General features: G+C 65.9%; 19 protein-coding genes. 8 read left to right on the top strand and 11 right to left on the bottom strand.

Annotated features, from left to right (window positions below; translation table 11 throughout):
• The first annotated feature begins 13 nt into the window (after positions 1-13).
• The gene (gene gpmI, locus DY467_RS12800) at positions 14-1,528 is read left to right on the top strand and encodes a 2,3-bisphosphoglycerate-independent phosphoglycerate mutase (protein ID WP_164636459.1); all 1,515 of its coding nucleotides are present in this window, start codon (positions 14-16) and stop codon (positions 1,526-1,528) included.
• An 81-nt stretch (positions 1,529-1,609) separates the two neighbouring features.
• On the opposite strand, the gene dapB is transcribed toward gpmI, so the two are convergent.
• The 7 genes from dapB to dnaK form a co-directional block, all read right to left on the bottom strand.
• A complete protein-coding gene (gene dapB, locus DY467_RS12795; RefSeq protein WP_107342575.1) occupies positions 1,610-2,425 on the bottom strand; it encodes a 4-hydroxy-tetrahydrodipicolinate reductase in 816 nt (271 codons plus the stop codon).
• A gap of 94 nt (positions 2,426-2,519) precedes the next feature.
• The gene (locus DY467_RS12790) at positions 2,520-2,828 is read right to left on the bottom strand and encodes a DUF1330 domain-containing protein (protein ID WP_107342574.1); all 309 of its coding nucleotides are present in this window, start codon (positions 2,826-2,828) and stop codon (positions 2,520-2,522) included.
• 24 nt (positions 2,829-2,852) lie between these two features.
• Complete coding sequence (pyrF, locus tag DY467_RS12785; protein ID WP_164636457.1) at positions 2,853-3,566, bottom strand: orotidine-5'-phosphate decarboxylase; 714 nt, start codon at positions 3,564-3,566, stop codon at positions 2,853-2,855.
• 7 nt (positions 3,567-3,573) lie between these two features.
• Positions 3,574-4,155 carry an NADPH-dependent FMN reductase gene (locus DY467_RS12780; protein ID WP_107342572.1) on the bottom strand — a complete coding sequence of 194 codons (582 nt, stop codon included), beginning with the start codon at positions 4,153-4,155 and terminating at the stop codon, positions 3,574-3,576.
• 106 nt (positions 4,156-4,261) lie between these two features.
• Positions 4,262-4,867: a class I SAM-dependent methyltransferase gene (locus DY467_RS12775; RefSeq protein WP_107342571.1), complete on the bottom strand. Its 606-nt coding sequence runs from the start codon at positions 4,865-4,867 to the stop codon at positions 4,262-4,264.
• 93 nt (positions 4,868-4,960) lie between these two features.
• On the bottom strand, positions 4,961-6,100 hold the full coding sequence (gene dnaJ / locus DY467_RS12770) for a molecular chaperone DnaJ (protein WP_011155902.1): 1,140 nt from the start codon (positions 6,098-6,100) through the stop codon (positions 4,961-4,963).
• 216 nt (positions 6,101-6,316) lie between these two features.
• Positions 6,317-8,212, bottom strand: a complete 1,896-nt coding sequence (gene dnaK / locus DY467_RS12765) for a molecular chaperone DnaK (protein ID WP_107342570.1) — start codon at positions 8,210-8,212, stop codon at positions 6,317-6,319.
• Positions 8,213-8,546: 334 nt separating this feature from the next.
• On the opposite strand from dnaK, the gene DY467_RS12760 reads away from it, so the two are divergent.
• Complete coding sequence (locus DY467_RS12760) at positions 8,547-9,488, top strand: hypothetical protein (RefSeq protein ID WP_164636455.1); 942 nt, start codon at positions 8,547-8,549, stop codon at positions 9,486-9,488.
• Between the two features lie 105 nt (positions 9,489-9,593).
• On the opposite strand, the gene grpE is transcribed toward DY467_RS12760, so the two are convergent.
• Both grpE and hrcA read right to left on the bottom strand, forming a co-directional pair.
• Complete coding sequence (grpE, locus tag DY467_RS12755; protein WP_164636454.1) at positions 9,594-10,217, bottom strand: nucleotide exchange factor GrpE; 624 nt, start codon at positions 10,215-10,217, stop codon at positions 9,594-9,596.
• 90 nt (positions 10,218-10,307) lie between these two features.
• Positions 10,308-11,396: a heat-inducible transcriptional repressor HrcA gene (gene hrcA / locus DY467_RS12750; RefSeq protein WP_107342567.1), complete on the bottom strand. Its 1,089-nt coding sequence runs from the start codon at positions 11,394-11,396 to the stop codon at positions 10,308-10,310.
• 154 nt (positions 11,397-11,550) lie between these two features.
• Here hrcA and rph point away from each other — a divergent pair, with 154 nt between their 5' ends.
• Genes rph through hemW form a run of 3 tightly spaced genes read left to right on the top strand, consistent with a single transcriptional unit; the run spans position 11,551 to position 14,095 of the window.
• Positions 11,551-12,264: a ribonuclease PH gene (rph, locus tag DY467_RS12745; protein WP_011155897.1), complete on the top strand. Its 714-nt coding sequence runs from the start codon at positions 11,551-11,553 to the stop codon at positions 12,262-12,264.
• A gap of 51 nt (positions 12,265-12,315) precedes the next feature.
• Positions 12,316-12,948, top strand: coding sequence for an RdgB/HAM1 family non-canonical purine NTP pyrophosphatase (rdgB, locus tag DY467_RS12740; protein WP_164636452.1), 633 nt, complete (start codon positions 12,316-12,318; stop codon positions 12,946-12,948).
• Positions 12,938-14,095 (top strand): radical SAM family heme chaperone HemW, encoded by a 1,158-nt coding sequence (gene hemW, locus DY467_RS12735; protein ID WP_107342565.1) that lies wholly within the window; start codon positions 12,938-12,940, stop codon positions 14,093-14,095. Before rdgB ends, hemW begins: the two co-directional genes overlap by 11 nt.
• A gap of 4 nt (positions 14,096-14,099) precedes the next feature.
• Here hemW and DY467_RS12730 read toward each other — a convergent pair whose 3' ends face one another.
• A complete protein-coding gene (locus DY467_RS12730; protein ID WP_205502316.1) occupies positions 14,100-14,501 on the bottom strand; it encodes a nuclear transport factor 2 family protein in 402 nt (133 codons plus the stop codon).
• Here DY467_RS12730 and DY467_RS12725 point away from each other — a divergent pair.
• The gene (locus DY467_RS12725) at positions 14,500-14,862 is read left to right on the top strand and encodes a winged helix-turn-helix transcriptional regulator (RefSeq protein ID WP_164636450.1); all 363 of its coding nucleotides are present in this window, start codon (positions 14,500-14,502) and stop codon (positions 14,860-14,862) included. The genes DY467_RS12730 and DY467_RS12725 overlap by 2 nt on opposite strands.
• Positions 14,863-14,879: 17 nt before the next feature.
• Here DY467_RS12725 and DY467_RS12720 read toward each other — a convergent pair whose 3' ends face one another.
• Entirely contained in the window at positions 14,880-16,079 is a 1,200-nt protein-coding gene (locus DY467_RS12720; RefSeq protein ID WP_164636448.1) for a penicillin-binding protein activator, read from the bottom strand.
• Positions 16,080-16,298: 219 nt separating this feature from the next.
• Here DY467_RS12720 and rsmI point away from each other — a divergent pair, with 219 nt between their 5' ends.
• Together rsmI and DY467_RS12710 are read left to right on the top strand one after the other, a co-directional pair.
• A complete protein-coding gene (gene rsmI, locus DY467_RS12715) occupies positions 16,299-17,255 on the top strand; it encodes a 16S rRNA (cytidine(1402)-2'-O)-methyltransferase (protein WP_164636446.1) in 957 nt (318 codons plus the stop codon).
• Positions 17,242-17,634 carry a YraN family protein gene (locus DY467_RS12710; RefSeq protein ID WP_164636444.1) on the top strand — a complete coding sequence of 131 codons (393 nt, stop codon included), beginning with the start codon at positions 17,242-17,244 and terminating at the stop codon, positions 17,632-17,634. The genes rsmI and DY467_RS12710 overlap by 14 nt, the downstream gene beginning before the upstream one ends.
• Positions 17,635-17,653 lie beyond the last annotated feature (19 nt).

Below are 17,653 nucleotides of genomic sequence, written 5' to 3'. Positions count from 1 at the left end.
GAAAGTTGTTGCCATGCAGTCCCGCCGCCCCGTGATGCTCGTGATTCTCGATGGCTGGGGGTGGCGCGAGGACCCGGCGGACAACGCCGTGCTGCAGGCCAAGACTCCGACCTTCGACGCGCTCTGGACCAACGGCCCGCACGCGTTTCTGCGCACCTCCGGCAAATCGGTCGGACTGCCGAACGGCCAGATGGGCAACTCCGAGGTCGGCCATCTCAACATCGGTGCCGGCCGCGTGGTGATGCAGGATCTGCCGCGGATCAGCGACGCCATCGCCAGCGGCGAGATCGAGCGGGCGCCGGGTCTGGTGACGTTCATCGAAAAATTGCGCGCCAGCGGCGGCACCTGCCATCTGATGGGCCTGGTGTCGCCCGGCGGCGTGCACTCGCACCAGGACCACGCCTGCGCGCTGGCCCGGATTCTGACCAAGGCCGGCGTGCCGACGGTGCTCCATGCCTTCACCGACGGCCGCGATACGCCGCCGAAGTCCGCAGTCGACGATATCGCCCGGCTGCGCGCCGACCTGCCGCCGAGTGTGCCGATCGCCACCGTCAGCGGCCGCTATTATGCGATGGACCGCGACAACCGCTGGGAGCGGGTGTCCAAGGCCTATGGGGTGATCGCCGATGCTGACGGGCCGCGATTTGCGAACGCCGACTCGGTGATCGCCGACGGCTATGCGGCCGGGGTGAACGACGAGTTCATCGTGCCCGCCGTCGTCGGTGACTATCAGGGCATGCGCGATGGCGACGGCGTGCTGTGCTTCAACTTCCGCGCCGACCGGGTGCGCGAGATCCTTGCCGCCTTGCTCGATCCCGCTTTCGCCGGCTTCCCGCGCAAACAGGTGAAGAAGATCGCGGCCGCCGTCGGCATGACGCAGTACTCGACCGCACTTGATGCGCTGATGGGTACGATCTTCCCGCCGCAAAGCCTGGTGAACGGCCTCGGCCAGGTGGTCGCCGACGCCGGCCTGCATCAGCTTCGGATGGCGGAGACGGAGAAGTATCCGCACGTCACTTACTTCCTGAATGGCGGCGAGGAAGTGCCTTATCCGGGCGAAGACCGGATCATGGTGCCGTCGCCGAAGGTCGCAACCTACGATCTGCAGCCGGAAATGTCGGCGCCGGAGCTCGGCGACAAGGCCGTCGCCGCGATCGAGTCCGGTAAGTACGACCTGATCGTCCTCAACTTCGCCAATCCGGACATGGTTGGCCACACCGGCAGCCTGCCGGCTGCGATCAAGGCGGTCGAGACCGTCGACACCCAGCTCGGCCGTATCGTCGCGGCGATCCGCAAGGCCGGCGGTGCGCTGCTGGTCACGGCCGACCACGGCAATTGCGAGATGATGCGCGATCCGGAAACCGGCGGCCCGCACACCGCGCACACCACCAATCCGGTGCCCGTGCTGCTGGTCGGCGACAACGGCCCGCTGAGCGACGGCCAGCTCTCCGACCTCGCCCCGACCCTGCTGAAGCTGATGGAATTGCCGCAGCCGGCGGAGATGACCGGCAAGTCGCTGATCGGCTAGGATTGATCGAGCGCTGAAGCGCTGCGAGCGGGCGGGCCGAACGGCCCGCCTCAGTAAACGCTCAACTAATCGACGCGGACTTCAGATGTCGCCGAGGCCGAGCACATCGGCCATCGAATACAGGCCGGGCTTCTTGTCCTTGGCCCAGCGCGCCGCCGTCAGCGCGCCGTGGGCGAAGATCATGCGATCTTCGGCCTTGTGGGTGAGTTCGATCCTCTCCGAGGCGCCCGCGAAGATCACGGTGTGATCACCGGTGACGGTGCCGCCGCGCAGCGACGCAAAGCCGATATCGCCGGGCTTGCGGGCGCCGGTGAGGCCGTCGCGGCCGCGTGCGGAGTGAGTGGCGAGATCGATCTTGCGGCCGGCCGCCACCGCTTCGCCGAGCAGCAGCGCCGTGCCGGACGGCGCATCGACCTTGGCGCGGTGATGCATCTCGACGATCTCGATGTCGAAGCTGTCGTCGAGCGACTGCGCGACGCGCTTGGCGATCGCGGCCAGCAGATTGACGCCGAGGCTCATATTGCCGGACTTCACCACCACGGCGCGGTTGGTGACGCTCTGGATCACCGCGTTATCAGAGGCCGACAGTCCGGTGGTGCCGATAATGTGGGCGATGCCGCGCTGCGCCGCGATCGCCACATTGGCGATGGTGGCCTGCGGCACTGTGAAATCGACGATGCCGTCGGCATTCGCCGACAGCGACCACAGGTCGGCCGACAGCAGCACACCGTTGGCGGACAGGCCGGCGAGGGTGCCGGCATCCTTGCCGAGCAGCTCGGAATTCGGCGACTCCAGAGCGCCCGTCAGCACCACGCCCTCGGTCTCGCTAATGGCGCGGGTCAGCGCCCGGCCCATGCGGCCACCGGCTCCGGCAACGATCAGGCGCATATCGGACATCGGCTGAGCATCCTTTTTCAATGCCGCGGTATAGCCGCCGGCCCCGCGTCCGGCAACTTACCGAGCGCTGGGGCGGCGGCGTTTCGTCTCGACGTCAGGACGGCTGCGGCCCGTCATAACCCTCGATGATCACCAGTTCGCCCTGCGAGAACGGCGAGCGCGCCTTGATCAGCGCCTGATACTCCGGCGAGTGGTAGCAGGCGAGCGCGGTCTCGTAGTCCTTGAACTCGATCACCACGTTGCGCGATCGCGCCGGCCCTTCATTGGCCTCGAACGTGCCGCCGCGCACCAGAAACTTGGCGCCGTATTTGGCAAAAACCGCGCCGTTATGGGCGACGTAGTCGCGCTTGTAGCCGTCGAGGTCGTGCACGTCCATCCGCGCCACCCAGTAGCCCTTGGGCATCTCAAAGCTCTCCCTTGTTGTTTGTTATGATCCGCGTGCGGCGGTGATCTCGGCGACGATCGCATCGGCCGCGGCCTTGGGATCGGGCGCGTCCAGCACCGGCCGGCCGACCACCAGATAGCTGGCACCGGCAGCGATCGCCTTGGCAGGCGTCATGATCCGCTTCTGATCGCCAGCCGCTGAGCCTGCAGGGCGAATGCCCGGCGTCACCAGATCCATCTCGGGTCCGACGATACCTCGCAGATGCGCGGCTTCTTCCGGCGAACAGACCAGGCCGTCGACGCCGATCGCCTGCGCCTGGCGGGCGCGCGCTTCGACCAGATCGCGCACGCCGAACCGATAGCCGGCGTCCGCCAGATCGCGGTCGTCGTACGACGTCAGCACGGTGACGGCGAGGATCTTCACCTTGGAGGAGCCGCGAGCCTCGACCGCGGCCTTCATGGTCTGCGGATAGGCATGGACGGTGAGGAAGCTGGCGCCGAGATGGCTCAGACTTTCGACGCCGCGCGCAACGGTGTTGCCGATGTCGTGCAACTTGAGGTCGACGAACACCTTCTTGCCGGCGCCGACCAGAGCGCGGGCCAGCGGCAGTCCGCCTGCATAAGCGAGCTGATAACCGATCTTGTAGAAGCCGACGCTGTCGCCGAGCCGGTCGACCATCGCTTCCGCGACACGAATATCGGGCAGATCGAGCGCGACGATCAGCCGGTCGCGGTCAGGGGTGTCGGCTGGCGCCATGAACTCGTTACCTCATCATCTGCTGGGCGAAATCGATCAGTTGCCGCACCATCGCCTGCAGGGCGGCGATGTCGGCCGGGTGCTTGAGCCGATCGTTGTCGTCATAAGCCTCGTGGGCGAACGACAGCGTGAGCTGATTGGGAATCACGGGCGCGCGGCAGCCGGACAGGATCAGCCGCAGCGCGGCGAGGCAGCGCGCACCACCGAGCTTGCCTTCAGAGGCTGCGGCGAGCGCAAATGCGCGGTCGCGAAACACCTGCCCCTGGGTCTCATGCGGATCCTCGACCCGCGACACCCAGTCGATCGCGTTCTTGAGCAGCGGCGGCGGCGCCGAATTGTATTCAGGACTGACAATCAGCACGCCATGGTGCGCTCCGATCATCCGCTTCAGGCCGACGGCGTTCTTCGGCACGCCGGATTTCGCCTCGAAGTCGGCGTCGTAGATCGGCAGCTGATAGTCGGCAAGCGACAGCCAAGTGGTGTCGATATCGGCCCGGGCGAATTCGTGCGCGGCAGCGGCCGCCAGCCGCACATTGTGCGAGCCGGTGCGCAGCGAACCGGGAATGATCAAGATCTTGACCGCGGACATGGCCCGGTATCCCCCAGCGCGCCGCCGCGATCAAGGGCGGGCGGGGTGATCGCGAACCAAGTGCTGTCAGCAAATCAGAGAAGTCGGAGCTTGAACCGGCGGCGCGTCAGCGCTTGCGGTAAACCCAGACACGGGCGGGCGGAACGTTCATCCAGATTCGCTCGGAGCCCTCGGTCGACACGCCGGGCAGCGACTTCGGGATCGGAGGGGCCACCGAATAGGTGAATTGCACGAACGGCGCGCCGGGTTCGAGCAGCGTGAACGCATCGCGGATCAGTTTCATCCGCGTCAGCATCGGCTTGGTCACCAGCGGCAGACCGGACACGACTGCAGTTGCCGGGACCTCGAGCGCGTCCCATAGCGAGTCGCGCAGCCGGTAAGCATCGCCCTGCACGACTTTGGCGAGCGGAAAGCGCTCGCGCAGCAGCGCGCAGAATCCAGGATCAAATTCCAGCAGAACCAGACGTTTCTGGTCGACGCCATGCTCCACCAGCGCGCTGGTAATCGCGCCGGTCCCAGGCCCAAGTTCGACGACGGGGCCATCGGATTGGATGTCGACGTAACGCGCCATGGTCCGGGCAAGCAGCTTGCCCGACGGCATCACCGCGCCCATGTGTAACGGCTTCTCAATCCAGGAGCGCAGAAAGCGAACCTCGTCGACAAGCGGACGGGGTGGCTTCTTGAACGCGCGAACGGACGACTGCAAAGCCATTCAGCTACCAACCGGGAAAACGCGGCCCAGTGTCAAATTTTTGTTACATCAACAAGTATAGGCCACACCCAGGCCGGTCAAGTTAGACGACCGTCAGGGAGCGCTAGCGCGGGAGCCAAAGAATTCTTTGACCTTCGAGAAGAAACCCACGGCCTCGGGCTGGGTTTCACCGGAGGACAATTTTTCGAACTCCGCCAGCAGTTCCTGCTGCTTCTTGGTGAGGTTCTGTGGCGTTTCGACGACCACCTGGACATACATGTCGCCGACCTGCCGCGAGCGCAGCACTGGCATGCCCTTGCCGGCGATGCGGAATCGGCGGCCGGTCTGCGTGCCCGACGGGACTTTGACCTTGGTCTTACCGCGATCGATCGTCGGCACTTCGAATTCGCCGCCGAGCGCCGCCGTCACCATCGAGATCGGCACGCGGCAGTGCAAATCAGCGCCGTCGCGCTGGAAGATGGCGTGGTTGGCCAGCGACAGGAAAATATAGAGGTCGCCGGGCGGTCCGCCGCGCAGACCGGCTTCGCCTTCACCGGCCAGCCGGATCCGGGTGCCGTCTTCGACGCCCTGCGGAATGTTGACCGACAGCGTCCGCTCCTTGGTGACGCGGCCGGAGCCGGTGCAGGACGGGCAGGGGTCTTCGATGGTCTGGCCCCGGCCCTGGCAGCTCGGGCAAGTCCGCTCCAGCGTGAAGAAGCCCTGGGCCTGACGGACGCGGCCGGCGCCGCCGCAGGTCGAACAGGTCTTCGGCTTGGTGCCGGCCTTGGCGCCGGTCCCAGAGCAGGCTTCGCAGGTGACCGAGACCGGAATTTCGATCTGAGCGGTCTTGCCCTTGAAGGCGTCCTCCAGGGTGATTTCCATATTGTAGCGCAGGTCGGCGCCACGCTCGCGGCCGGTGCCGCGGCCGCGCTGCGCCGCCATGCCGAACAGATCTTCGAAGATGTCGGAGAACGACGAGGCAAAGCCCGCGCCGAACCCGGCGCCGCCGCCGAAGCCGCCCTGCTCAAACGCCGCGTGGCCGTAGCGGTCGTAGGCGGCGCGCTTATCGCCATCCTTGAGGACTTCGTAGGCTTCGTTGATCTCTTTGAACTTAATCTCGCACTGCGGGTCGCCCGGATTGCGGTCCGGGTGCCATTTCATCGCGAGCTTGCGGAAGGCGCTCTTCAGCGTCGAATCGTCGGCGTTGCGCTCGACTTCGAGGGTTTCGTAGTAGCAACGCTTGGTAGTGGACATCCGTCAAACCTGCTGGAATTCGACCCGTTTGGCTCCGGGTGCGTGCAGCTTTCATGCCGGTGAAAGAACCGTTCCGAGGGAGGGTCCGCCACGGCCGGCGCCCAATCCCGAAACGGGATCGATACGCCTTACAAGACAACCCCCACCTGATGACCGCGGATGGCGTTCCTCAGATGGGGGCATGGTCCACGTCGCGTAGTCTCCGTCGGAGGTGACTTACGCCGACTTCTTCTTGTCGTCGTCGACTTCGGTGAACTCGGCGTCGACCACGTCGTCCTTACCGGCCTGCTGCGCAGCGCCGCCGGCTTCGGCCTGCTTGTACATCGCTTCGCCGAGCTTCATCGAAGCCTGCGCCAGCGTATTGCTCTTGGTCTTGATCGCCTCGGCGTCGTCGCCCTTCAGGGCTTCGCGCAGATCGCTCAGTGCGTCTTCGATGCTGCGGCGCTCACCTTCGTCGATCTTCGAACCATGCTCGGCCAGCGCCTTCTCGGTGGAGTGCACCAGCGCGTCGGCGTGGTTCTTGGCATCGACCGCTTCGCGGCGCTTCTTGTCTTCGGCCGCGTTGGCTTCGGCGTCCTTGACCATCTTGTCGATCTCGGAGTCGGACAGACCGCCAGAAGCCTGGATGCGGATCTGCTGCTCCTTGCCGGTCGCCTTGTCCTTGGCCGAGACGTTGACGATGCCGTTGGCGTCGATGTCGAACGTCACTTCGATCTGCGGCATGCCGCGCGGTGCCGGCGGAATGCCCATCAGGTCGAACTGACCGAGCATCTTGTTGTCGGCCGCCATCTCGCGCTCACCCTGGAAGACCCGGATGGTGACCGCGTTCTGATTGTCTTCGGCGGTCGAGAACACCTGGCTCTTCTTGGTCGGGATCGTGGTGTTGCGATCGATGATGCGGGTGAACACGCCACCCAGCGTCTCGATGCCCAGCGACAGCGGGGTCACGTCGAGCAGCAGCACGTCCTTGACGTCGCCCTGCAGCACGCCGGCCTGGATCGCAGCGCCGATCGCCACGACTTCGTCCGGGTTGACGCCCTTGTGCGGCTCCTTGCCGAACAGCTGCTTCACCACTTCCTGGACCTTCGGCATGCGGGTCATGCCGCCGACCAGCACCACTTCGCTGATCTCACCGGCGGTGAGGCCGGCATCCTTCAGCGCCTTGCGGCACGGCTCGATGGTCTTCTGCACCAGGTCGTCGACCAGCGCTTCGAACTTGGCGCGAGTCAGCTTCATGGTCAGATGCTTCGGACCGGACTGGTCCGCGGTGATGAACGGCAGGTTGATCTCGGTCTGCGTCGTCGACGACAGCTCGATCTTGGCCTTTTCGGCGGCTTCCTTCAGGCGCTGCAGCGCAAGCTTGTCCTTGCGCAGGTCGATGCCCTGCTCCTTCTGGAATTCGTCGGCGAGGTAGTTGACCAGACGCATGTCGAAGTCTTCACCGCCGAGGAAAGTGTCGCCGTTGGTCGACTTCACCTCGAACACGCCGTCGCCGATCTCCAGGATCGAGACGTCGAAGGTGCCGCCGCCGAGGTCGTACACCGCGATGGTGCCGGTCTTGGCCTTGTCGAGACCGTAGGCCAGCGCGGCCGCGGTCGGCTCGTTGATGATGCGCAGCACTTCGAGACCGGCGATCTTGCCGGCGTCCTTGGTGGCCTGGCGCTGGGCGTCGTTGAAGTACGCCGGAACGGTGATGACGGCCTGATCGACTTTCTGGCCGAGATGCGCTTCCGCGGTCTCCTTCATCTTCTGCAGAATGAAGGCCGAGACCTGCGAGGGCGAATAGGTCTTGCCGTCGGCTTCGACCCAGGCGTCGCCGTTGGAAGCCTTGACGATCTTGTAGGGGACGAGACCCTTGTCCTTCTCGACCATCGGGTCGTCGTAGCGGCGGCCGATCAGGCGCTTGACTGCGAAGAAGGTGCGCTCGGGATTGGTGACCGCCTGACGCTTCGCCGGCTGGCCGACCAGACGCTCGCCGTCGTCGGTGATCGCGACGATCGACGGGGTCGTGCGCATACCCTCGGCGTTCTCGATGACTTTGGCAGACTTACCATCCATTACGGCAACGCACGAATTCGTGGTGCCGAGGTCGATACCAATGACCTTTCCCATGGTGTTCACATCCTTCTTTTTGCGGCGAGTTGGACGGGCCCTGACGGCGCACCGGTCCAAACCCCCTAAGAAAATTCACTTGCTCGCGATTTGGCGGCGGTGAGCCTGATATAGGAGGGGGGGGCGGGTCCGCAAGGACCGTGGCGGCGTTTCGATCACGAAAACATGGGCTTTACGAATCGTTACGAACCGCCTGCATAGCGCGCTGCGGCGCGGCTTGCCGGGCCGGCGCGCGCAGCGCATCATCGCGGTCGCCGGCCGTCCGATTTGCAGCACCAAACCCGGTCGAACCCGACCAAACAACGGCCTCAATGCAGCCCCAGGACAACTCGCCATGAGACAGATAGCGCGCTTGTTTGCGATTGCCCTGCTGTCGGCCGCCGCGACCAACGCGGTCGCCGCCGATGCGGTTTACCCACGCGGCATCCGGGTCGGCATCGTGCCGATGCCGGGGCTGAACCAGTCCACGGCCTTCCTGGGCTTTGAGTCCGCCGACCAAGGCGTCAAGGTGCTGGTCTCCGAGCTGCCGGGGCCGGCGTTCGATCAGATCGACGCGGCCTTCAAATCCGCGCCCGAAGGCTCGCTCGGCAACGTCAAGCCGGAGAAGATCGAGACCGCCGCCGGCAACGGCTATTTCACCGCCGAAGATGCCGTGGTGGGGCCCGACAAGGTCCGCCGCTATTCGCTGATCGTGCCCGGCAGCAAGCTGTTTTCCGGCTACGTCGCCGTCCAGGTGCCGGCCACCGAGGCGAAGACCTACTCGGACGAGGCGGTCAAGAAGATGCTGTCGTCGGTGTCGGTGCGGCAGCAGGTGCCGATCGACGAGCAGGTCGCGCAGATGCCGTTCAAGATCCGCGAGCTCGGCGACTTCAAGACGGTGCGGACGCTGGCCCCCGGCGCTGCATTGCTGCTGACCGACGGCAACGAAGAAGCGGTCGAGACCGGTCCGTTCATGGTGCTCGGCCTGATCGGCTCGGTGCCGGAGAAGACCGACGACCGCGCCCGCTTCGCCCAGCAGGCGGCCGAAGCAATCCCCGGCGTGCGCGAGAGCAAGATCACGATGTCGGAGCCGATCCGGATCGACGGCGCGCCCGGATTCGAGACCCGGGTCACCGGCGTCAGTGGCAAGGACAATACGCCCGTGACCGTGGTGCAGTGGCTGCGCTTCGGCAGCGCCAATGTGGCGATGCGGGTGATCGGCTCGTCGCCGAAAGAGCAATGGGAAACCGCGTTTCCGCGCTTCCGCAAAGTCCGCGACGGTCTGCAGCCACGCTGATCAAGTGAAAAACGACGCGCAGGCGGCGCGTCGTTTTTGTCTCTCAGAACAACTTGAAGCTGATCAGCGGCGCGGCTCCGGCTCGCGCCGAAGCCGCAGCTCGCCTCAGTTGACGCTGCCGGTCTCGCTGCCGCCGTCGCTCGGCGGAGCCTTGGCCCCGCCCTTGGCGACACCGACCAGCGCCGGACGCAGCACACGGTCACCGATCGTGAAGCCGGCCTGAACCACCTGCACCACGGTGCCGGCCGGCACCGACGGATCCGGCACTTCGTACATCGCCTGCTGGAAGTTCGGATCGAACTTCTGGCCCTTCGGATCGAACTTCTTGACGCCGTTCTTTTCCAGCGCGTTGAGCAGCGAGCGTTCGGTCAGCTCAACGCCCTCGATCAGCGCCTTCAGACCCGGCTCGGCATTGGCGCGGGCGTCGGCCGGCACCGCGTCGAGCGCACGCTGCAGATTGTCGGCGATATCGAGCACGTCGCGCGCGAACGAGGTCACCCCATAGGTACGTGCGTCGGCGACTTCCTTCTGGGTCCGCTTCCGCAGATTCTCCATTTCGGCGAGCGTCCGCAGCATCTTGTCGCGCGCGTCCGCAGCCTCACGCACCAGTGCCTCGTTCGATCCTTCTTCCGGGTCGTCCGGCATGATGTACGGCTTGGAAACGACCGGATCGGCGGCGGCCTGCGCCGTGTCCTGGTTGTTGTCCTTCTGTCCATCAGTCTCGGTCATCACGCTACCTTCTTGAAAAATCTCTGGATCGTTACGGGAGAGCTGGCCGGGATATCGTGGTTTGCGGCGCGAAAATCAAGTTTCGGAAAATCAGCCGCCGAGCATCCGGCTGACGATCCGCGCGGTGTAATCGACCATCGGGATCACCCGCGCATAGTTCAGCCGAGTCGGGCCGATCACGCCGAGCACCCCGACGATGTGGCCGGCGCCGTCGCTATAGGGCGCGATGATGGTGGACGAGCCCGACAGCGAGAACAGCTTGTTTTCCGAGCCGATGAAGATCCGTACGCCGTCGGCGCTTTCGGCGCGGCCGAGCAGATCGATCACCCCGCGCTTGGTCTCGAGGTCATCGAACAACAGCCGCACCCGCTCCAGATCGTCGAGCGCGTGCAGGTCTTCGAGCAGATTGGCGTGGCCGCGCACGATCAGCTGCCGGTCTTCGCCGTCACCGCCGGACCAGCTGGCGATGCCCGCCGCGATGACCTTCTGGGTGAGCTGATCGAGCTCGGCCTTGTTCTGAACCATCAGCGATTCGAGCTCGAGCCGGGCTTCGGCCAGCGTCCGGCCGCGAATCCGCGCGTTGAGATAATTGGCCGCCTCGATCAGCGCCGACGACGGCACACCCGGCGGCAGCGTCAGCACGCGGTTCTCGACCTGACCGTCTTCGGCCACCAGGATCACCAGGGCACGCTCCGGCTCCAGCCGGACGAATTCGATGTGCTTGAGCCGGACGTTGGCCTTGGCAGTCAGCACCACCGCGGCGGCGCGCGTCAGCCCCGACAGCCGCGTCAACGCCTCGCCGAGCGCGGCTTCCACCGTGTGGGCCCGCCCCACTGACGAAAGCTGCGCCTGGATCGACTGCCGCTCCGGCTCGGTCAGGTCGCCGACCTGCATCAGGGCGTCGACGAAGAACCGCAGGCCGAGTTCGGTCGGTAGCCGGCCGGCCGAGGTGTGCGGGGCGTAGATCAGGCCGAGCTGTTCGAGATCGGCCATGACGTTGCGCACCGAAGCCGGCGACAGCGGGACGGAAATCAGACGGGAAATGTTGCGGGAGCCCACCGGCTCACCGGTCGCGAGATAGCTTTCGACGATCTGACGAAAAATCTCCCGCGAGCGCTCGTTGAGCTGGGCAAGGCCGGCATTGGGCGCGATCAGGCCGATCGGGTCGTGCTGAGCCAAATTGTCCTCCGTAATCCCCTTAATTTGTCGTCGCTTCGGCCCGGTTACAAGCGGGGAGCGCATGGCTTTGGCCCGCAACCCTTGCCGCTGCGGCTGCGGCCCCCTAAAAGCACCGCAACATTGTTCTTCCCCCTGCCATAGATGGAGGTCCCCCATGCGGCCGAGCCGCCGTGCGCCCGACGAATTGCGCGCCGTGTCGCTGGAACGCGGCGTCGTCAAATATGCCGAGGGCTCCTGCCTGGTGAAGTTCGGCGACACCCATGTGCTGGTGACCGCCACCCTGGAAGAGCGGCTGCCGCCGTGGCTGAAGGGCCAGGGCCGCGGCTGGGTGACGGCCGAATACGGCATGCTGCCGCGCGCCACCCTGGAGCGCACCCGCCGCGAAGCCTCGGCCGGCAAGCAGAACGGCCGGACCGTGGAGATTCAGCGCCTGATCGGCCGCTCGCTGCGCACCATCGTCGATCTCGAGGCGCTCGGCGAGCGCCAGATCACGGTCGACTGCGACGTGCTGCAGGCCGACGGTGGCACCCGGACCGCCTCGATTACCGGCGCCTGGGTGGCGCTTGCGGACTGCCTGAACTGGATGAAGGCCCGCAACATGATCAAGGGCCAGGTGCTCCGCGATAACGTCGCGGCGATTTCCTGCGGCATCTACAACGGCACGCCAGTGCTGGACCTCGACTACGCCGAGGATTCCGAGGCCGAGACCGACGCCAACTTCGTGATGACCGGCGACGGCCGGCTGGTCGAAGTGCAGGGCACCGCGGAACGCACTCCGTTCTCGCAGGACGAGTTCCTGCAGCTGATGGCGCTGGCGCAAAAGGGCGTCGCCCGGCTGGTGGACCTGCAGAAAATGGCGGTTGGGTGAGTCATTCCTGCCACTTCTTTGCAACGCGAGCTGAGCTAGGCTGACATCGCCATGCATCGTCGAATCACCGGCAAGCTCGTTATCGCCACCCACAATCCCGGCAAGCTGGCCGAGATGCGCGAGCTCTTGGCGCCTTACGGCATCGAAGCGATCTCCGCCGGCGAGCTCGGCCTCGCCGAGCCGGACGAGACCGGCGACAGCTTCCAGGCCAATGCCCGGATCAAGGCCGAAGCCGCCGCCAAGGCCGCGCAACTGCCGGCGTTTGCTGACGATTCCGGCCTTGCGGTGGACGCGCTCGACGGTGCCCCGGGAATATATTCCGCACGCTGGGCCGGCGAGACCAAGGACTTCGGCGCTGCCATGGCGCGGATCGAAAGGCTGCTGCAGGAACGCGGCGCCAGGGCGCCGGAGCGGCGCACCGCGCATTTCGTCTCAGCGCTGTGCGTCGCCTGGCCGGACGGGCATGTCGAAGAGGTCGAAGCCCGCGCCGACGGCACTTTGGCGTGGCCGCCGCGCGGCACCGCCGGCTTCGGCTATGACCCGGTGTTCCTGCCCGAGGGTCACAGCCGCACCTTCGGCGAGATGACCAGCATCGAAAAGCACGGCCTGCCGCCGCTCGGGCTTGGCCTGTCGCATCGCGCCAAGGCATTCGTCAAACTCGCGGAGATCTGCCTTGCGGGCTAGCTCCGACCCAGCTTTCGGCGTCTACGTGCACTGGCCGTTCTGCCTATCGAAGTGCCCGTATTGCGACTTCAACAGCCACGTCCGCCACGCCGCGATCGACGAGGAGCGGTTCGCCCGCGCGTTTGCGCGTGAGATCGCCACCACCGCAGAGCGGATCGGGCCGCGTCAGGTGAGCTCGATCTTTCTCGGCGGCGGCACGCCGTCCCTGATGCAGCCATCGACGGTGGCGGCGATCCTGGACGCGATCGCGCGGCACTGGCAGGTCGCGCCCGACGCCGAAGTGACGCTCGAAGCCAATCCGACCAGCGTCGAGGCGACGCGGTTTCGCGGCTATCGCGCCGCCGGCGTCAACCGCGTGTCGCTCGGCGTGCAGGCGCTCGACGATGCCTCGCTGAAAGCGCTCGGCCGGCTGCATTCGGCCGAAGAAGCCCTGAATGCGGTAGCGATCGCCAAGTCGGCGTTCGACCGCTATTCGTTCGACCTGATCTATGCGCGGCCGGGACAGACCGCGGCGATGTGGGAGGCCGAACTGCGCTACGCGATCGGCGAGGCCGCCGAGCATCTGTCGCTGTATCAACTCACCATCGAGCCCGATACGCCGTTCTATTCGCTGCACAAGGCCGGCAAACTGCCGACGCCGGACGAGGCCGAAGCACGGGCGCTGTACGACGTCACTCAATCAGTGTGCGCCGAACTCGGCCTGCCGGCTTACGAGATTTCCAACCACGCCCGCCCAGGCGCAGAGTGCCGGCATAATCTGATCTACTGGCGCGGCCAGGAATATGCCGGGATCGGCCCCGGCGCCCACGGCCGGCTCGATATCGGCGCGGTGCGCTACGCCACCGCGACCGAGAAACGCCCCGAGAGCTGGCTGATGCGGGTGGAAGCCACCGGCCACGGGCTGATCGCCGACGAACGCCTCACCAGCGAAGAGCGCGCCGACGAATTCCTGCTGATGGGGCTGCGGCTTGCCGAAGGCATCGATCCGCAGCGCTATCAACTACTGTCCGGCCGCCCGCTCGATCCGTCGCGGATCGCACTGCTGCGCGAAGAGGGCGCGATCGCGGTCGACGCCGATGGCCGCCTGCGCGTGACGCAAGAGGGCTTCCCGGTGCTCGACGCCGTGGTGGCCGATCTGGCGGCCTAGCGGACTATGCGCCGATCTCGAGCGATGTGATGCCGTCCTCGCCGAGACCGAACCGATAGGTCAGCCGCGCGGGACTGCCCGGAAAATCGCCTGCGACGTGGGCCGTAACGATCGCGGTCTGTGCGGCCCGTTCGATCGTCAGTGGCTCCATCTGCATCTGATACTTGTCGAGTGCCGCGCGCTTCCAAGCCGCGATCGCTTCGCGCCCACGATGGATCTTGCCCTCGTCGCGGACCTCGGCATCGGCGGCGAAGGCCGCTGCAACATCCTGCACCGCCCGTGCATTGGAGGCGACGAAATAGGCTTCTATCGGTGCGGGAAGGGAAACCGTCATGGGGACCTCGCTCAACTCTCGAAAGCGCCGCAGGATTGCGACGTGACAGAGCTGGCAATAGGCTGCGGCCATGGCAAGAACGCACGAAAAGGTCGGTGACTTACCTCGAAGTAACCCAGTCCACACGCCGCTGACCGCCGCGCAGGGCATCGCGGCCGGCTTCCGGCTGCTCGAGGGCCGCTGGAAAATCCTGATCCTGTTTCATCTGTTCGGCGGCCGCGTCTTGCGGTTCTCCGAACTGGAGCGCTCGATCCCCGACGTCTCGCAGAAGATGCTGGCCCAGCAACTCCGGCAGCTGGAGGCCGACGGCATCGTGGCCAGAACGGTGTATCCGGAAGTGCCGCCGAGAGTGGAATATCACCTCACCGATTGGGGGCAGTCACTTTGCCCCGCGCTCGACGCCCTGCTGGGCTGGGTGGAGCAGAAGCCCTGAGGCGCTGACGTTGGTTGTCAGGCGCCGAAGCTCTTCGGCGAACCGGCAACCGCCTGAGCACCGCCGCTGGCGACCTTCATCACCGCAAGGCCGCGCTCGTTAGTGCCATCGGCCCTGAACCTGAACAGCCCGTCGATGCCGGCGAAGCCGGACGGATTGGTCAGCGTTTCGGCGGAGAACCGCTGCGGGCCCTGGGTGCGGGCGAGCGCCGCCACCAGCGCGACGCCGTCATAAGCGAGCGTCGCGGTGCGGACCGGGTCCTGGCCGTAGCGGGCGCGATAGCGGCCCGAAAACGCGCGGAAGCCGGACGGATCGGGGGCCGCAAACAGGCCGCCTTGCAGACTCTGCGTAGCGAAAACCCGCGGATTGTCCCACAGCCCGGTGCCGAGCAGCTGCACCCGCTTCAGATCCGCGCCGGCAGCCCCGAGCGCGTCGGCCACCGCGGCCAGCGCGTCGCCATCATCGGCGAGCAACAGCGCATCGGCACTGGCAAGAGAGGCCGCGATGGTTCGCGCCGGACCGGCACGGTCGGCGCCGTATTTTTCGAATGCGACGATGCGGCCGCCCTTTTGGCTGGTGATCTGCTTGAACGCAGCTTCGACCACCGCGCCGTAAGCGTTCTCGGGCAGCAGTGCCGCATAAGACCGCTTCCCGATGCTGCCGGCATAGCCGATGATGCGGTTGACGTCGGACTCCGGCAGGAAACTGAGCAGAAACACGCCGCGACCGGCGACGCTGGAGTCGGTCGAGAATGCGATCACGGACACGCCGCGGGCGCGGGCCGCCTGCGCCGCAGCCGGCACCGATTGGGCGAACAGCGGCCCAAGAATGATCTCGGCGCCTTCGTCCAGCGCCTGCTGGGTCGCGGTCTGCGCACCTGTCGGATTGCCGGCGTCGTCCTTGATCAGGAGCTGAACGTCCGGATTGCGGAATTCGGCGAGCGCCATTTCGGCGGCGTTCTTCATCGACTGTGCGGCGAGCCCGGCGTTGCCCGGCGCCGACAGCGGCAGCACCAGCCCGACCTTGACCCGGCCGTTGCCGACCGCAGCCGGCTGCTGCGCCGGCCCAGTGGCGGGCTGTTGCTGGCCGAACTGATCGCTCAGGCTTTGCTGGACGCCCGAGCAGGCGCTCAGCAGCGGCGCTCCGAGGAGCAGGCCCAGCGCGGTGCGGCGGGTGGTTCGCAACGGTTTCGTGTCTGGATCGTGCAAGCTTGCCATGCCATCTCTTGCAGCGGTCCGGCGGGGCTGCCGGATCCCGTGTCGTCCTCCGTACGATCGGCCTTTCGGCCTTTGACGGAAGATTTCATCACAATGTCGGCCAATGATTAACCGGGCCAAAAGGTTTATGCTCATTACGAGCGCCGGACAAATCACCGTGCCGTCGTTTTCAACCTTTCCTCTGCCATCCTGCCGTCCAGGCCGATCAAGTTAGTGGCGATGCGCGTCAAACCAGAAATTTCAGCACCGCCGTCCGCAGCGGCGGAACCGGAGGCACGAACGTTTCTGGTCGCCGGCCAACGTCTGGTCGCCCCGCGCATCGCACCGGGACTGCATCTGGTCGCCACCCCGATCGGTCACCTCGGCGACATCACTCTACGTGCGCTGGAAACGCTCGCCGGCACCGATCTGATCGCGTGCGAAGATACACGAATTACGCACCGCTTGCTCGAACGATATGGCATCTCGGCGCGGCTGAAGCCGTACCACGAGCACAATGCCGCGCAGGCGCGGCCAAAGCTTTTGGAAATGCTGGCGCAGGGCCAGTCGGTCGCGCTGGTCTCCGATGCCGGTACGCCGCTGATTTCCGATCCCGGCTACAAGCTGGTGCGCGAGGTGTACGCTGCCGGACATCAAGTGATCGGACTACCCGGCGCGTCAGCCGTGTTGGTTGCCCTGTCGCTCGCCGGCCTGCCGACCGACCGGTTCTTCTTCGACGGTTTTCTACCTTCCAAACAGGGAGCCCGCCGTACGCGGCTCGGTGAGCTGGCGTCGATCGATGCGACGCTGGTGCTGTTCGAAGCCGGCAGCCGGATTCAGAACTCGGTGCATGATTTTGCCGACCTGCTCGGTGCGACACGCGAGGCTGCGATCTGCCGCGAACTCACCAAGCTGCATCAGGAGGTGCGGCGCGCCACCCTCGGCGAGCTCGCCGCCCAAGCTGACACGATGGAGACACGCGGCGAATTCGTCGTGGTGATCGGGCCGCCCGATCCGGCCTCGCGGGTGATGAGCGACGACGACCTCGACCGCTGGCTGAGCGAAGCTCTGACTCGCCACAGCGTCAAGGACGCGGTCGCGCAGGCGGTCGAGCTTTCGGGCCGGCACAAGCGCGAGATTTACGCGCGCGCATTGGAGCTGTCGCGGCAGCGCGAGGCCGACGATGGCGAAGACTGATCGTTCGCAAACCTCCGTGCTAGCGCGCATCGCAGCGTTTCGCACCGGCCTGTCGGCCGAAGCCAGCGCGGCGGATTATCTCGAACGACAAGGCTACCGCATCCTGGCGCGGCGCTTCAAAACCCGCTGCGGCGAAATCGATCTGGTGGCGCAGCGCGACGCGCTGGTGGCGTTCGTCGAAGTGAAGGCACGCGGCAATGTCGACGATGCCGCCTACGCGGTGACGCCGCGGCAGCAGAGCCGCATCGTTGCGGCCGCCGAAGCATGGTTGAGCCGGCATCCCGAACACGCGATGAGCGAGCTGCGCTTCGACGCCATCCTGATTGCCCCCAACACAGCGCCTCGGCATCTGCCGGGCGCATTCGACGCCACGCCATGAGCCCGGCTGCTTGACCAAG

This window comes from Rhodopseudomonas sp. BR0G17, assembly GCF_010907025.1.
GTDB lineage: Bacteria > Pseudomonadota > Alphaproteobacteria > Rhizobiales > Xanthobacteraceae > Rhodopseudomonas > Rhodopseudomonas palustris_H.
The sequence above is the reverse complement of the archived record's forward strand: the minus strand, read 5'-3'. Positions and strand labels throughout refer to the sequence as shown.

What these genes read in the sequence shown, in the direction of transcription:
- gpmI (WP_164636459.1), top strand. Translation starts at nt 14, where the DNA reads ATGCAGTCCCGCCGCCCCGTGATGCTCGTGATTCTCGATGGCTGGGGG.
- dapB (WP_107342575.1), bottom strand. Translation starts at nt 2,425, where the DNA reads ATGTCCGATATGCGCCTGATCGTTGCCGGAGCCGGTGGCCGCATGGGC.
- DY467_RS12790 (WP_107342574.1), bottom strand. Translation starts at nt 2,828, where the DNA reads ATGCCCAAGGGCTACTGGGTGGCGCGGATGGACGTGCACGACCTCGAC.
- pyrF (WP_164636457.1), bottom strand. Translation starts at nt 3,566, where the DNA reads ATGGCGCCAGCCGACACCCCTGACCGCGACCGGCTGATCGTCGCGCTC.
- DY467_RS12780 (WP_107342572.1), bottom strand. Translation starts at nt 4,155, where the DNA reads ATGTCCGCGGTCAAGATCTTGATCATTCCCGGTTCGCTGCGCACCGGC.
- DY467_RS12775 (WP_107342571.1), bottom strand. Translation starts at nt 4,867, where the DNA reads ATGGCTTTGCAGTCGTCCGTTCGCGCGTTCAAGAAGCCACCCCGTCCG.
- dnaJ (WP_011155902.1), bottom strand. Translation starts at nt 6,100, where the DNA reads ATGTCCACTACCAAGCGTTGCTACTACGAAACCCTCGAAGTCGAGCGC.
- dnaK (WP_107342570.1), bottom strand. Translation starts at nt 8,212, where the DNA reads ATGGGAAAGGTCATTGGTATCGACCTCGGCACCACGAATTCGTGCGTT.
- DY467_RS12760 (WP_164636455.1), top strand. Translation starts at nt 8,547, where the DNA reads ATGAGACAGATAGCGCGCTTGTTTGCGATTGCCCTGCTGTCGGCCGCC.
- grpE (WP_164636454.1), bottom strand. Translation starts at nt 10,217, where the DNA reads ATGACCGAGACTGATGGACAGAAGGACAACAACCAGGACACGGCGCAG.
- rph (WP_011155897.1), top strand. Translation starts at nt 11,551, where the DNA reads ATGCGGCCGAGCCGCCGTGCGCCCGACGAATTGCGCGCCGTGTCGCTG.
- rdgB (WP_164636452.1), top strand. Translation starts at nt 12,316, where the DNA reads ATGCATCGTCGAATCACCGGCAAGCTCGTTATCGCCACCCACAATCCC.
- DY467_RS12725 (WP_164636450.1), top strand. Translation starts at nt 14,500, where the DNA reads ATGGCAAGAACGCACGAAAAGGTCGGTGACTTACCTCGAAGTAACCCA.
- DY467_RS12730 (WP_205502316.1), bottom strand. Translation starts at nt 14,501, where the DNA reads ATGGCCGCAGCCTATTGCCAGCTCTGTCACGTCGCAATCCTGCGGCGC.
- DY467_RS12720 (WP_164636448.1), bottom strand. Translation starts at nt 16,079, where the DNA reads ATGGCAAGCTTGCACGATCCAGACACGAAACCGTTGCGAACCACCCGC.
- rsmI (WP_164636446.1), top strand. Translation starts at nt 16,299, where the DNA reads ATGCGCGTCAAACCAGAAATTTCAGCACCGCCGTCCGCAGCGGCGGAA.
- DY467_RS12710 (WP_164636444.1), top strand. Translation starts at nt 17,242, where the DNA reads ATGGCGAAGACTGATCGTTCGCAAACCTCCGTGCTAGCGCGCATCGCA.